The organism is Chloroflexota bacterium, assembly GCA_034717495.1.
Classification (GTDB): Bacteria; Chloroflexota; Anaerolineae; order JAAEKA01; family JAAEKA01; genus JAYELL01.
This window is the reverse complement of the sequence record JAYELL010000001.1, coordinates 297,754-312,303: the sequence shown is the minus strand read 5'-3', so window position 1 is coordinate 312,303 and position 14,550 is coordinate 297,754. Positions and strand designations below refer to the sequence as shown.

At 56.8% G+C, this 14,550-nt stretch carries 14 protein-coding genes; 7 read left to right on the top strand and 7 right to left on the bottom strand.

The window, feature by feature from the left end:
* Positions 1–47: 47 nt before the first annotated feature.
* From U9R25_01260 to U9R25_01235, 6 genes are all read right to left on the bottom strand, one after another.
* Positions 48–992, bottom strand: coding sequence for a metalloenzyme domain-containing protein (locus U9R25_01260; protein MEA3334508.1), 945 nt, complete (start codon positions 990–992; stop codon positions 48–50).
* 64 nt (positions 993–1,056) lie between these two features.
* Positions 1,057–1,914: an inositol monophosphatase family protein gene (locus U9R25_01255; protein ID MEA3334507.1), complete on the bottom strand. Its 858-nt coding sequence runs from the start codon at positions 1,912–1,914 to the stop codon at positions 1,057–1,059.
* Positions 1,911–3,125 (bottom strand): HAMP domain-containing sensor histidine kinase, encoded by a 1,215-nt coding sequence (locus tag U9R25_01250; protein MEA3334506.1) that lies wholly within the window; start codon positions 3,123–3,125, stop codon positions 1,911–1,913. Before U9R25_01250 ends, U9R25_01255 begins: the two co-directional genes overlap by 4 nt.
* Positions 3,126–3,135: 10 nt before the next feature.
* Positions 3,136–3,672 carry a Rab family GTPase gene (locus U9R25_01245; protein MEA3334505.1) on the bottom strand — a complete coding sequence of 179 codons (537 nt, stop codon included), beginning with the start codon at positions 3,670–3,672 and terminating at the stop codon, positions 3,136–3,138.
* A 462-nt stretch (positions 3,673–4,134) separates the two neighbouring features.
* Positions 4,135–5,553, bottom strand: coding sequence for an SH3 domain-containing protein (locus tag U9R25_01240; GenBank protein ID MEA3334504.1), 1,419 nt, complete (start codon positions 5,551–5,553; stop codon positions 4,135–4,137).
* A 4-nt stretch (positions 5,554–5,557) separates the two neighbouring features.
* Positions 5,558–6,223, bottom strand: a complete 666-nt coding sequence (locus U9R25_01235) for a hypothetical protein (protein ID MEA3334503.1) — start codon at positions 6,221–6,223, stop codon at positions 5,558–5,560.
* Positions 6,224–6,570: 347 nt separating this feature from the next.
* Between U9R25_01235 and lepB the strand changes: the two genes are divergently transcribed.
* The 5 genes from lepB (at position 6,571) to U9R25_01210 (ending at position 10,212) form a co-directional block, all read left to right on the top strand.
* Positions 6,571–7,233, top strand: coding sequence for a signal peptidase I (gene lepB, locus U9R25_01230; protein MEA3334502.1), 663 nt, complete (start codon positions 6,571–6,573; stop codon positions 7,231–7,233).
* Between the two features lie 34 nt (positions 7,234–7,267).
* Positions 7,268–7,966 carry a deoxyribose-phosphate aldolase gene (deoC, locus tag U9R25_01225; GenBank protein ID MEA3334501.1) on the top strand — a complete coding sequence of 233 codons (699 nt, stop codon included), beginning with the start codon at positions 7,268–7,270 and terminating at the stop codon, positions 7,964–7,966.
* 29 nt (positions 7,967–7,995) lie between these two features.
* Entirely contained in the window at positions 7,996–8,256 is a 261-nt protein-coding gene (locus U9R25_01220; GenBank protein MEA3334500.1) for a hypothetical protein, read from the top strand.
* A gap of 29 nt (positions 8,257–8,285) precedes the next feature.
* Positions 8,286–9,569 (top strand): peptidase MA family metallohydrolase, encoded by a 1,284-nt coding sequence (locus tag U9R25_01215; GenBank protein MEA3334499.1) that lies wholly within the window; start codon positions 8,286–8,288, stop codon positions 9,567–9,569.
* Between the two features lie 100 nt (positions 9,570–9,669).
* Complete coding sequence (locus tag U9R25_01210; protein MEA3334498.1) at positions 9,670–10,212, top strand: inorganic diphosphatase; 543 nt, start codon at positions 9,670–9,672, stop codon at positions 10,210–10,212.
* A 149-nt stretch (positions 10,213–10,361) separates the two neighbouring features.
* Here the strand turns inward: U9R25_01210 and U9R25_01205 are convergent, their stop codons facing one another.
* Complete coding sequence (locus U9R25_01205) at positions 10,362–12,305, bottom strand: hypothetical protein (GenBank protein MEA3334497.1); 1,944 nt, start codon at positions 12,303–12,305, stop codon at positions 10,362–10,364.
* A 214-nt stretch (positions 12,306–12,519) separates the two neighbouring features.
* On the opposite strand from U9R25_01205, the gene tgt reads away from it, so the two are divergent.
* Both tgt and U9R25_01195 read left to right on the top strand, forming a co-directional pair.
* On the top strand, positions 12,520–13,695 hold the full coding sequence (gene tgt, locus U9R25_01200) for a tRNA guanosine(34) transglycosylase Tgt (GenBank protein ID MEA3334496.1): 1,176 nt from the start codon (positions 12,520–12,522) through the stop codon (positions 13,693–13,695).
* A gap of 9 nt (positions 13,696–13,704) precedes the next feature.
* The gene (locus U9R25_01195) at positions 13,705–14,544 is read left to right on the top strand and encodes a substrate-binding domain-containing protein (protein MEA3334495.1); all 840 of its coding nucleotides are present in this window, start codon (positions 13,705–13,707) and stop codon (positions 14,542–14,544) included.
* Positions 14,545–14,550 lie beyond the last annotated feature (6 nt).

The following is a 14,550-nucleotide window of genomic DNA, read 5'->3' as shown; positions in this document are numbered from 1 at the left end:
CGTGAACCTTCGCGCCTTCGTGGTCCAACCCCCCGCGTCCCCGCTTCTCAAGGTCGCCGTCTCGCCGCGTCACTCCCCCCGGCCGCAAGTTGCGACAGAAGGAGGGGTGCGATGTTGGTCAGGTCAGTGATTTCCCGGGACAGCCGGGCATGCCCTGGGCCGACCAGAACCGTGGGCACAAGGTTTTCAGTATGGCGCTTTCGGCTGCAATCCTCGACGTTGCCGTGATCGCTGCTAATGACCACGAGCGTCTGGGCCCCATCGATGGCCTCGAGCAGGCCACCCAGGAAGGAATCGAACTGTTCAAAAAGTGTGGTGGCGCCGGCCAGATCGCGCCGGTGCCCCAGGATGTCGGTGAGCCACTGGTCGAAAAAGACCAGGTCATGATCTGCGCTGAGTCTGGCAAGGATCTGTCCGGCCTCTGCCGGGGTGCGCAACGGCATCCGGTCGTAGCCCAGGCTGTCGCGCCAACCGGCGTTGGTGAAATCGACGCTGAGAGCCCGACCCGCCATAAGGTCTTTGGATGTTGCCAGTTCAAGGCCGGCGGCATCGGCGGCATAGGGAATCGCGCCGTGGAGTCGCCTTCCCCGCTCCACCGCCTCGAAATAACCAGAGGGATAGGCGTTGACGAAGGCTGCTGTGCCGCCAGCCTTCAGAACCTGCGTAAAGAGTGTCTCCCCCTCGAGAAGTTGCCGAAGCTGTTTTTCCGGCCGAGGGCCGTAGTGCTCACCAATCAATACAGGTGCGTTCACTCCGGTGAGCAATGCCGCCTGGCCTGAGGCACTTTGGGGACGACCAGGCACGCCCATGGCAGCATCGGTAGGCATCATGCTTGCTTGCGAAGCCACGATCGCCCCGGAACTTGCCACCAGTTTCTTGCCGCCGAGCAGCGAGTCCAGGGCAGGGGTGACTGCCGCGGCCAACGGGTTGATACCCTGATCATCGTCGCCCAAACCGACCCCATCCAGAAACAGAAAAACCACTCGAGTCATCGAACCCTCGCGCGACGTCCAGCGCTCGAGTCATTTCGCTCGATTGGACAGAATATCTGGCATTTCATTCCCCGCGAGCCCCCGCCAGCCAACCCTGTTCAGAAAGTGCCTCGATCAACCCGTCGTTGCCGGGGCGCAGACTCACCGACTCCTTCAGGGTATTCCAGGTGTCGCCATCGGGCGCGACGATAAGCGGATACATCTGGGTTTCATAGTCACACCCTTTCAACAATGGAAAAACAGTCGCACCGGGCCAGAGTGGTGCGACTGTACAACCAGCCTCACGTGCCACCAGCCAGGCAGCGGAAATATCCCATATCTTGGGAGTTATCTGGATAGAGGCAACGGCGATTCCCGCCGCGACTGCAACCATGTCGTAGGCAGCAGACCCGAGCAACCTGGGCTTCAGAGAAAGGCCGATGTCTACGAATCGATTGCCGCGCGTATCCATCGTGATAACGAGATTGCCATGGATCTCCGGTGGTACAGAGACCTGCAGAGATTCCCCATTCAACCAGGCACCCTGACCCTCAAGCGCCGAAAAACGCTGCTGCAGAATCGGAAAATCGAGGATACCCAGCAAGGGCTTTCCCTCGAACAGAAGCGCAACACTGGTTCCCCAGTACACCAGGCCGTTGGCGAAATTCGTCGTACCATCCAGGGGATCGACGACCCAGGTATAAAGTGCGCCCTCAAAGACCAAAGAGTTTTCTTCGGACAGCACAGCATGATCCGGGAAACTGGTGCGAATCTGATCGTGGATGTATTGGTCCACCTCCAGATCAGCCTCGGTCACAACACTTCCATCATGTTTTATTCCGGGACGCGTCTTGCCAAACCAGTTTAGCAGGCGCAGATTGATCCCGTCGACCAACTCATGCGCGAAGCGCGTGAGTTCTGATACATCTGTTCTGTTGTTCATTTTGCTCCAATTTTCGCAGTTTCCGGCTCATCCACATACCAGTCAGGGCCCACATCAGCCTCAGACACCGTGAAGAAAAAGGTAGACCCCTGCGCTTCGGTGCTTTCCACCCAGATGCGCCCGCCGTGCAATTCAATCAACGATTTGGTTATGTAAAGCCCAAGTCCGACGCCTTGCGCACCGGTAGAAGAGGCGGTGTGCGCACGAAAGAAGCGCCGAAACAGCTTGGGTTGATCCTCTTTCGGGATTCCGACACCCGAGTCTGCTACCTGAACCAACAATTCCCCGGGCTGATCCGATTGACCCACTGTTACCTGGATCACACCGCCGGCCGGCGTATATTTGTTCGCATTGCCCAACAGGTTTGCCATTATCTGGCACATCCTCGTTTCATCGCAGAGCGCAGCCGGCAGCGCGCCGTCTATCCGTAGAACAAGCTCCTGGTTGCGCTCATCAAGGGCCTTTCGAAATTCAGCCACGACGTCCTCAACCAGAATAGCCAGATCCATGGGCAGCAATGTCAACTCCAGGCGCTCCGCCTCCAGGCGAGCCACGTCCAGCAGGTTGCCTGTTATCAGCAGCAGGCGATCGACGCTGCGATTGATGATTTCGAGACTTTCCTGCTGCTGCCCGGCCAGATCACCTGATAGGCCCTGTAAAAGAAGATCGGAATAGCCCTTGATGGTGGAAAGAGGGGTCCGTAGCTCATGAGCAGCCACCGTCACAAAGCTCGATGTCGTCTGCGAAAGCCTGCGCAGATCGGCATTTGCCGCCATTAAGTCCAGGTTAATTTTCGCCACTTCACGTTGGGCCAGAAGAAGATCATTGTGTTTCTGCGTGAGATGTTGGTGGGCCACACCCAATTCGGTTACATCCTCGCCGACACAGATCAACCCGGTCACACTTTCCATCCCATTGCAGACCGGCAGCAGGATCACACGAAGGTAACGCTGTTCCCCCGCAGATCCGCTGGCGCTGACCCAATCGAGCTGCAACCGGTCCAGTTGCCCGGCCAGTATCTCCTGCAGCGGCTCTTCGTTACCTTCCAGGTCGGGTACCAGATGAAAAAGGGAGGTACCTGCTGTGAAAGATTCGGCCACGCCAAAGAGGTCGTCAGAACCGAACACCTCCAGGACTTTCAACTGCCGATCGGTAACCACGTAGGCGATTTGCCGGTCGCGAAATATGCATTCCAATGCCTCGGAAATCATGACAAGCGCCTCATCGCGTGATCACCAATGCCTGCGCCAGAGACCTGAACGCATTCTCGACTCTTTCACCCGTGAGTGCACTGGTGAAAAACAAGGGGGCATTCAAATCGCTTGCGACTTGCTCCAGTTCGTCCTCGATACCAAGGTCAGCGCCATTGTTTACGGAAACCAGGAGATCAAGCTTGTTAGCGAGGATCACGAGAGAAATCTCCGAATTCAAGTCGCGCAGCGTACCGGCATAGGAAATCAAACTGGCAAACGTCTCCGGTCGGGAGAGATCAGCCACCAGAAGGGCACCCGATGCCCCTCGCAAATAGCTATTCTGGACCCGGATGAATTCCTGGCTACCAGCCAGATCCCACAGCATCATCGTAACCTCGGCCACACCGGTTTCGCCGCGCACCGCAACTGTCTTGCGGCTGACTTTAACACCGATCGTACTGATATACTTGTCGTCAAAAGTATCATGAACGAATCTTCTGACGAGGCTGGTCTTGCCTACGGCAAAATCGCCGAGCAAACAAACCTTCTTACTGAGCGTTACCACCCTGTTCCATCCTTGTTTTTCCGCGCCTGCTGCCCTGCGCGGCATTGACTCCTGAACTCCCGCGTCCGCGCGTTCGCGAGGATGACAGTGGAAGTGACGCAGCCAGGTGGCCTGTCTGAAAGACCCCTGAAAGGCCGGGGACGTGCTGGTGTCCACCGCATCCGCATTCTCATCATTGCTGGTGTGCCAACGATCATGTTTCCTTGTTTCCTTGTTTCCTTGTCTACTTGTCTACTTGTTTCCTTGTTTCCTTGTTTCCTTGTTTCCTTGTTTCCTTGTTTCCTTGTTTCCTTGTTTCCTTGTTTCCTTGTTTCCTTGTTTCCTTGTCTACTTGTTTCCTTGTTTCCTTGTCTACTTGTTTCCTTGTTTCCTTGTTTCCTTGTCTACTTGTCTACTTGTTTCCTTGTCTACTTGTTTCCTTGTTTCCTTGTCTACTTGTTTCCTTGCCCACCTGCGCAGCGCCTAAGGCGCAGGCGTTGGCGTGGCTTCAGGCGCGAGGATATATTGAGCGAAAACCCAGGCCGGCGAACCATCTTCCATACAGCAGATTTGCCACCACTGCCCGTCCTCGCTTCGCCCCAGAAGTTGGTAGGTCTCTCCCGGTGCGGCCACCACTCGAACAGGGAACTCCAGACCAGGTCCGGCGCGCACGTTGAGCCTCACTCCATCCACAGATCCGCCTCGCTGGGGCGTTACCAGAGGTGCCAGTGTCGCAGGCATCGGCGTCAATGTCGGACTCGGGGTTGCCGTAGGCGAAGATGTGGGCGATGGCGTGGAGCTCGGCGTCATTGTCGAAGTTTCAGTAGGTGTCGGCGTTGCGCTGGCAGCCACCGTTGCCGTGGGTTGTTTGGTAAGCGTCGCCGATGGAAGAACAACCGCAACCGGCTGCAGCCAACGGGAGTCCAGTGCTTTGACAAGCCACGCTCCACCCAGGCAGGCCAGCAGCGAACACGCCAGCATTGTGGCAACTAGGCCCCACAGGATCCGGCGTTGTGTTCTGGAAAGCGGAGGTTCCTTGCCGACCTCGTTGTCCACTAACAGATCGGAAAGCATCGGATCCACCGCGCCAAAAGCAGAGAAATCTCCATCGAAATCCCTGAACTCGTATCGAAACCGGTTTTCGACATCGAACACGGTCTCTCGCATATGATTGCGAAAACCGACTGGTTCGACTCCTTCCACAACGACGGCCAGATAAATATGTTCGGCCGCCTCGATCAGAATGCGCCGGTCGCCGTACTGAATGGCGTCGAGCTGGCCTTCCTGGCCCCGGCCAAAAGCTTCGCCGGCGAAATCGCGGATCGCCGTCAGCATGCCCCCGATCAAATCGGTGTCGGGCCAGGATTCTCCCTCGGCCGTCAGGTGGCGCAATAACAGCCCTGTCTCACGATGGATCAAAAAGAGCTCGATTACCTTGAAGGGCAATGCATCTCGCAGCGCGAGTTCGGCCCCTGATACACCACTGAAGCTCGCCTGAATTCGCCGCCAGGCAGAGGCCGGCGTCAGCGAGGTCCGCACGCGCGCATCCACATTGCGTGCCAAATCCTGGACAGATTCGGCGACAGCACGCACTACGGTCTGGCCGATGATCGGGTAAAGCACCTCGATCATTTCATCCCGGTTCTGTTCGATTTTACGGCGCAGGGCATCGTCCAGAGAGGGCGCAATCATGGCGGCGAGGGCATCCTGATCCGCCAACAGCGCTTTCAGCTCGTCGACATCGAACGAGACGTCTCCAAGTTGCTGCCGTTCCTGGTCAAGCAAAATCGAGCGCAGTTCGCTCAGGCCATCGTCCCCGGCGGGAGCTCGGGCGCGCGATGCTTCATCAGGAGGTTCCTCCAATGCAGGATCTCCCGGCGTCCCGTCGATTCTATCCGACACGCCGCTACTCTTCTTCCTTTGCAGACTCATCTCCCGGTGACAACGCCTTCAGCAGGTCATCCATACTGAGGGCGGTCCCGCTATTGGCCAACTGGTTACCAATCTCGATGAACATCTGCCCCAGCGACGAACGATCTGTCTTCTCGTCGCCAAGCCGCTGCACAAAATCGCGCAATTCCCGGCGGAGCTCATCTTCCACTTTGCGGGTATCGCGCTTGAGCGTCTGGATCTTCTTCTCGGCGGCCATGTCCAGGTCAGACAACTGTTTGTCCAGACGAGAGACTTCTTGATCGAGCTTGCTTTCGAGCTTTCCCCCCTGCTCCTGAAGGCTGGCATTCAGCTCGCCGAGCCTGGCGTCAAACCTGGCACCGGTTTCCTGGACACTGCGGCCGAACTGCTGTTTTTGGCCCTCGAGTTTTGTGTCGATGCGAGCAACCTCTTCTTGGAGGTTTTGGGCCTGCTCGCCGGCCTTCTCGGTCACCTGCTCGCTCAAACGATCGACCATATCCTGTAGCCGATCGATATCCCGGTAAACGATCGAAAAGCGCTGCTCGATATCACGCAGCTGGGGCCCGATAATGATGTCGCGAATGCGAGCCACATCCTGACCGCTGGGCATTGAAGTATCTGCTGTCTCTGCTGTCGCCGGTGTCGCTGGTGTTTTGGCCATTTCAGTTCTCCTGCAACTAACGGTTGTCGACCAAAAAAAGCACTCCAACCAACCGGTCGACAAAACACAGTTGGAGCGAGGAAGCAATTCTCATGAAATGACTACTTCCGGACAGAGTATATCGAGGACATCCTGCGCCATCTCAGAGCGGATATCGAGCGTTGATGGCCTTTGCTAAACCCAACCCGATGGCATTCATGCGCCGTTTGAGGTAGGACAAATGTAGCACGCATGGGGCCCGCTGTCAAACAATCCGCATCGATTCCAGTCGTTGTTTTGCTGGAAGGTATCGTGGATGCTATAATAGCTCAATCGACCATCGAAATTACTATACATCGAGGCCTATTTTGGATACGCAGTTGCAACCTGTTGCCGAACCTGAATCCACGCTGGAACCCGTTCAAGCCGGTACCAGCAGCGAATATCCCGAGTCAAACACGAGCCAGTCCGATCTCACACCTGACACCGGTAGCGAATCGTCGGCATCCCACCGAAAAGCCCTCCTTCGCGAACTGGTGGAAACCATCGTCCTCACACTGGTCATCTTCCTTCTGGTGCGAACTGTCGTTCAGAATTTCCGTGTGGACGGCATGAGTATGGAACCTAACTTTCACAATGGGCAGTTCCTACTGGTCAGCAAGTTGGCCTATCGGCTGGGAGAACCGAACCCCGGAGATGTCGTCGTATTTCACTATCCACGGGATCCCAGTCGTGATTTCATCAAACGAATCGTAGGACTGCCGGGTGACACCGTGGAGATCCGCAGCGGACAAGTCGTGGTCGACGGGCAACCTGTAGAGAACCTGATCGAGACGGTTCCTTCCAATTACTCTACCGGCCTGACCGAACTCGGGCCGGATGAGATCTTTGTGCTGGGAGATAATCGGCCAAACTCCAGCGACTCTCATAGTTGGGGTGCCTTGCCAATGGACCTGGTCGTTGGCAAGGTTATTCTGAGCTATTGGCCACCGGAATCCTGGGGCCTCGTCAAGCCCCCTGACGGCACATAAACCAGGCCTGCACCAGGGAAAGAAGATCGATTCAATGCCTGTTTCAAATAACGATGCCGTGGAGCTGTCGCCGAGTGCTGTGGCGGCCATGATTGACCATACCCTGCTCAAACCGGCTGCCACTGCAGAGCAGGTTACAGAGCTTTGCAGCGAAGCCATCGACTATGGATTCGCTTCCGTCTGCATCAACCCGACCTGGGTCGCCCTGTCGTCGGAGCTTTTGGCCGGGAGCTCCCCGGCCGTTTGCACCGTGATAGGGTTTCCACTGGGAGCAACTCTGCCCGAGGTAAAGGCTTTTGAGACCGAGCGCGCCATCGCTCACGGTGCCACGGAAATCGATATGGTTCAGAACGTTGGGGCTTTGAAATCCGGCGACCTTGAACTGGTTGCCCGAGACATTGAAGCTGTGACGGCGGTTGCACATGCCAACGGTGCCAGCGTGAAGGTGATCATTGAAACTGCATTGCTCACCGACGAAGAAAAGGTGACCAGTTGTGAAATCGCTGTTGCGGCTGGCGCAGACTATGTTAAGACATCGACAGGCTTCGGACCGGGCGGGGCAACCCCGCAGGATGTGCGTTTGATGCGGGAGACCGTTGGTCCCGATATCGGCGTCAAAGCAGCGGGCGGCATCAGGTTAGCAGCGGATGCACGGACAATGATTGCCGCGGGCGCGTCCCGGCTGGGTGCCAGCTCTGGTGTTGCCATCGTAAACGAGATTGCGCAGACCTAGAGCTCTTTTAAGGCAGAAAGCGAGAAGTCATGGGTTCATCCCGTACGAGCGATGCAGCTATCCTCCTGGGACACGTTATCCAGTGCGAGGATTGTCGCGCACTGCTGCTGGAGCAACCGGAAAGGGTCCTCATCGGACGAAAAATCCCTGAGGACCAGCGCCAAAAGCTAATTGACCTCAGGGAGGAGGATTTCGAGAATATCGCGATGCTGGCATCTACCGTGGGTATCGAACTCAGCGAACTTCGCGAAGGAATCGACCACCCCAGGGCGCGTCTGCGCCATCTGTAGCAAGTGACCTGATCTCCCTGAGTCGACAAGTGTCTTCGCGTCAGCAGCCGTGGCGGATCGTAACCGCTTTCGCTTTTCTCCTGTTGGTAGCAACAGCTTGTATTTCGGGCAACCAGCCTCTGATCGCTGCAACCCCCTTCCCCGAACCACCGGCGGACCCCACTCCACAGTTTTCCCTGGAAACCCGGGAAACAAACACGCCCGACTCCCTGACTCCGGTGGTCGCCGAGGCATCCCCGGCCGGCTCGCGGGGTATCGACGTAGAAGGGGAATGGATCGAAAACCGCTTTCCCGATGAATTGCAGTTCAACCTTGATGCCACGAGCAATGATGGCATAATCACCAGGGTCGAACTGGTATTCGCCACGCGGGGTTCCCAGTCACCGACTTCGCAGCCGATAGACCTCGGCGACCCTGCCTCCTCGGTTTCGGTGAGCCATACCTGGCGGACCAAGTATCTGTCGATTCCCCCAGGTGCCCCAGTCGAGTATTACTGGGAAATCAGCGACAACCGGAACAATCACCTCACCACCGAAAGGTCCACCGTTTATTTCGATGATGTGCGTTATCCGTGGCAGACGAGAAGCAGCGACCGGGTCTCCGTGTTTTGGTTTGAAGGCGATGATACGTTCGGCGAACGGATGCTGGAAATTGCAGACGGGGCGCTGCTGCGGCTATCGGAGGAACTGGCCGTGCCGGCTCCCGAAGGAGTGCGCATCGTCATCTATCCTGACGAGCAGTCCTTCCGCAGCGCGTTCCCCCGAATGTACGACTGGATTGGCGGGCGAGCTTTCAACGCCATGGGCCTGACGGTTCAGATAATTCCGCCCACACTGATCGACTCCGGTTGGCCAGAAGCGGTGTTGGCGCATGAGGTAGCCCACCTGTTTAACCATCAATTGTTGTCCAGTCCCATGGGTGCTGCACCCAGGTGGCTGGACGAAGGTCTGGCCAAGTACGCCGAACCAGGCGATCACGCCGACCAACATGAGTTAGTGGCCCTGGCTGCCAGACAGGACGCCTTGCTTCCGTTGCCCTATCTGACAGGCAATTTTGGACACAACGACGAGACAGCGGTGCTGGCATACGCCCAAAGTCTAAGCCTGGTGGAGTTCGCGTTATCAGAGTTCGGCCCGGAAGTGTTGCGCACCCTGATGAGTGAAATCCAGGCGGGAACTACCACCGATCAAGCCTTTGAAAAAGCCTTCGCTATGGACCAGCAGGCCTATTTTGAACTTTGGAAAAACAGGACCATCGCCCATGCGAAGGGCCTGGCAACGCCGCCAGTCACCACAGAAGAGCAATCCGATTGAAACCGGAACGATTTGATCAATTCGGCGCGACCTGATAAACTTGCTGACAGATTTTGTTCTATATCCAAGTATCAAGGCGAGAATTCGAGGAAAAGGAAATATGGAAAACATCTGGAGAGAGCTTCGACCCGGGCCCGATGTGCCCAATGTCGTGTACACTATCGTAGAGATCCCCAAGGGTTCTCGCAATAAATATGAATACCAAAAGGCAAATGGCGTAATCTTCCTTGACCGCGTCCTTTACTCCTCCCTGCACTACCCGGGCGACTATGGTCTCATCCCGCAAACCTTCTACGATGATGGCGACCCGCTGGACATATTGCTGATGATCAACGAGCCAACCTTTCCAGGCTGTATCATCCAGGCCCGACCCTTAGGTATCTTTCGCATGCTCGACCGCGGCCAGAAAGATGATAAAATCCTGGCCGTCCCTGCGACCGATCCCCTCTTCGATGGCTACCGGGACCTGGAAGACGTCCCCCAGGGATTCCTTAACGAAGTGGCCCACTTCTTTGAAGTGTACAAGGACCTGGAAGGCGAAAGAACCAAACCGCTTGGGTGGGAATCTGCGGAAGTCGCCCAAGCCGAGATCCTGCGTGCCATCAACCTTTTCCGCGAACGCTTCGGACTGAAAGAGCTATAGCCGGGGAAACAAGGACCAGGGAAACAAGGAAACAGGGAAACAGGGAAACAAGGGCGGCTAACTTGTCTACTTGTCTACCTGTCTACCTGTCTACCTGTCTACCTGTCTACTTGTCTACTCGCCTACTTCCTACCTGCCCATCCGTAACTTTACTGCGACAAACCAATAAACGGCATATAGAGTTTCTCGCCAGATTCGCTCGGCGTGGATGTTACCTCAACATCGACCACCACCGCCCGCGGGGAGGACTGGATGTCGGCGACGAATACGACGGCAACCCACGAGAATCCCAGCGGCACCCGACTGGTCACCAGGTCGATCGCCACGGACGTGCCCCACTGGGTCGCGGTACCCACCGATGGCGTGATGCTAACCCAGTCGACGATGGGCACATCCTCTGGCGATTCGCCGTGCCCGATGACGATGCGATCCTGCTCGAACACCAGTGGCACACCAGCGTCCAGCCCCTCCTGGATTGCGGGCACACTGGACATCGGCACCGTGCCCGCGTGCCACGGCACATCAGGTCCGAACACGTTGACGAACTTGGTGACAGCAGGTGACCCCTGCACGTGCTGCCAGGTGAGGAAATTGGGGCTCACCGACAGCGATGGCGCCGTCACATTGACAGTCACCGAGATATCCTGAGGGCTGTTGGCAACACCCGCACCGCCGCTTACGCGAACCACACCGTGGTGGGCGCCCGCCAGCAAGCCGGCGGTATTGACATGCAGGCTCAAAACGCCGGGCGTGGTCCCATTGCCAGGGCTGATCGTGAGCCAGGGGGTTCCCTCGATAATCGAGGCCGTCCACCAAATCACAGAGCCATCGCCGCCGTTTGTTACCTGCACCTGCTGGCTCGCCGTCTGGCCCCCCTGCAGATCGAAGGTAAACGACGTGCCGGAGAGCTGCAGAGCAGGGCCAACAGGAACACCCGGACCATCGATATCGCCCGCCGCCACGCGGTGGCTGTTCAAATAGTTCCCTGGATGAGGCTCATACTCCTCGTTCTGCTCCGGATGCCAGAAGATGCGAAATTCATTCGAAGAGACAACTGTCACCTCAGCCCGGCTGTCCCCGTCCAGATCGGCTGCGATGGTGGCATTCCAGCGGTTTTGGCCCAGCAATGTCTCGAAACGATTGGGCTGGACCGGACCATAGGAGCGCACGATCAATGCATTGGATGACCCTTCCGTCTTCCTCAACAGGTAGACCTCGGCAATGCCATCCAGGGTACTGTCGCCTGGGGCGATGTCAAAGAAATAGGGGAAGAACTTTTCGCTTCTCTCGGTCTTCAGATTGGATTGGCCGGACTTCCAGCGGAATACGTAAAAGGAGGGTAGCGAGGTTACAACACCCTCACGGGTGACAAGAATCTCTTCCTTGTTGGAACTGTCCTGAACAGCATCGGCAATTTGCATATCAAGCCATGGATAGCTGTAAGCCTGGTTGTGCAGCGTGGACCAGCCCGATTGAGGATCCCAGATAACGATCTTGTTGTCATCCCCGGGCTCCCGAATGGCGGCAACCTCGTCCATGTTATCGCCGTCGACATCGCCACAGGTGATCTCTTTCCAAAGCCGGAACTCGGCGGAGTGCACCAGGGTCCAGGAGGTGCCGGCGGCGTTGCCATCGTAGGCCACCAGCGTTTCCACGTCGGAATTGCCGGCACGACGGGTCAGGATGATCTCGTCGCGATTGTCGCTGTCGATGTTGCCAGTCGCCACTAATCGCCACGTCTCCCCGGAGACAAACTTATCGAATGTTACCGGCGGCGTACCCGAAGGGACTACCGGGTCAAACACCTTGGCCCGGCTACCGCTCAGAGCGATGATCTCGGCGTCGCCGTCGCCATTGAAATCGCCGGTGGCAATATTGGTCCATCCGGTGTCCGGCGATTCCCAGACCACGGGTTGGACACCCGGCGGAACGTGAGGATCGTCGACAACGATCCGGCCCACATTGGTCAATAACACCAGTTCATCGTCGAGCGGGGCCGTCGGGGATTCAGGCCCTTGAGCAAGTGAGGCCGAGGCTGGCAACAAACTTGCAGCGAGGACAAGAACCAGCAGGCTCAAAAGGGTACGTTTCATGGTAGGTGCCTCCTGTTATTTTCGTTCGGCAACAAGCGCGGCATCGATGCCGCGCCTGAACCATATTATAGCATACCAGACTCCCGGATACAAGGAACGGGATGAATTCTCTATGGCAATCGTAGAGCAATCGTATGGGTGACTGCACTGACCTTTAACCTTTGCGCCTTTGTACCTTTGCGCCTTTGCGTCAAAAAGCAGTATAATCCGAACCATGGCAATTGAATTTGAATTAAAAAAGGTCGACCGGGAAAGCCACGCCAGACTCGGCCGAATGGTCACTCCCCATGGCGCTGTGGAAACACCGCTATTTGCGCCGGTGGGCACCCAGGCCACGGTGAAAACGATGACCCCAAGAGACCTGGAGGAACTGGGCACGGGCCTGATTCTGGCCAACACCTACCATCTTTTTCTACGCCCCGGCGCTGAGTTGATTGCCAGCCAGGGTGGACTGCACGGATTCATGGGCTGGGACCGGCCCATTCTGACCGATTCCGGTGGATATCAGGTCTTCAGCCTTTCGCATATGCGCAAGGTTGACGATGACGGGGTTACCTTTCGCTCCCATATCGATGGCAGCCTCCATTGCTTCACGCCGGAATCGGTGATTGCGAGCGAGGAACTGCTGGGCGCTGACATCATCATGGTCCTGGATGAGTGCCCCGACCCACTCAACCGCGCCTATAATGAGCAAGCTCTGGCTCGCACACATGCCTGGGCGGTGCGTTGCAAGGCAGCCCAAAAACGTCCCGATCAGGCTCTCTTTGGCATCGTACAGGGAGGGGTTTTTGCAGACCTGCGCGCCGATTCAGCGCGTTTCCTCGCGGATCTTGATTTCCCGGGCTATGCCATCGGAGGACTGGCAGTGGGAGAGACTAAAGAACAGATGGCTGCAACTCTGGACATTACCTGTCCCCTCCTACCAGTCGACAAACCACGCTATCTTATGGGTGTGGGCACCCCTGAGGATATCCTGGAAAGCGTGGCCCGGGGCATAGATTTCTTCGATTGCGTGCTGCCAACCCGCATCGCCCGTAACGGTGCGTTTTTGACCCATGCAGGTCGCTTGAACATCCGCAATGCAGAGTACGCCGAGTCGCCGCTGCCGGTGGAAGAAAGCTGCAGCTGTTATACCTGCCGGAATTTCAGCAGAGCCTATCTGCGCCACCTGTTCAAAGCCAAAGAGGTGTTGGGTTTGCGCCTGGCAACCCTGCACAACCTGCATTTCATGCTTCACTTCATGGAGCAGATTCGTGAATCGATTGCCTCGGGCAACTTCATTGCCTTCAAGAATGCCTTCCTGGCAGGATTCCAGATCAGCGATCAGACAGCTCGTGCCACAAACCGGCAAGCCCGGATCCAACGGCTGTCAGAATCGACGTCTCAGTAGCACGAGGTCATGTCACAGATAAACCGGCGTCGTTTTTTCGATATCTGTCTGGCAATCGCAGTACTTCCGGGCATGTTGTTGGGCGCGTGCACACCTGTCGAGCCGACACCGGATCCTTGTAACCTTACTGTGGCCAGCGCCAGCAGTATGTTGCCCCTGGCAGAGCTGGTGAGTGGCTCTTTCTCATCTCGCCATCCTGATGTTCGATTGTCCGTGGACAACGCCAGAAGTTCGGAGGCAGCCATCTTCAATGTATTATCCGGTAAAGCAGACCTGGCCCTGACCACCGTGCAGCCTTCATACTTTGGCCACGGGGATCTTTTTTCCCAAGCTATCGGAAAGGAGCCCTTTTTCATTGTAGTGCATCCCGGGAATCGTCAAGACCATCTATCGACGAGTGAGGCCAACGCTCTCTTCACCGGGAAAATCGGTGAATGGTCTTCCCTTGGACCGACCGATGGGCCGGTACAGGTGATGACACGCGAGCGCGACACAGGCACCCGAAATGTTTTGACACATGCGTTACTGAAAGATGGAACCCTCACACCGACAGCCCTGGTCAAACCTGGTAGCGAGCTAATGCAACAGTCGATAGCCCAGGACCCCCAGGCGATCGGCTATCTGGCAGGCGGTTGGTTGGATCCCAGCGTAAAACCCATGACCATCGATGGCATGTCACCGGAGTTTGCATTCCGTCAGCCGGACCAATATCCCCTTACCGTGCCTGTTTACCTGGTATTTCCAGACGACCATGCGGCCGATGCGGCGACTCTGCTGGCGTTTTTGCGGTCGCAGGAGGGCCAGAAACTTATGAGGAACAGATTTTTTCTGGTCGGGCAACAGCCTTGATCCGGG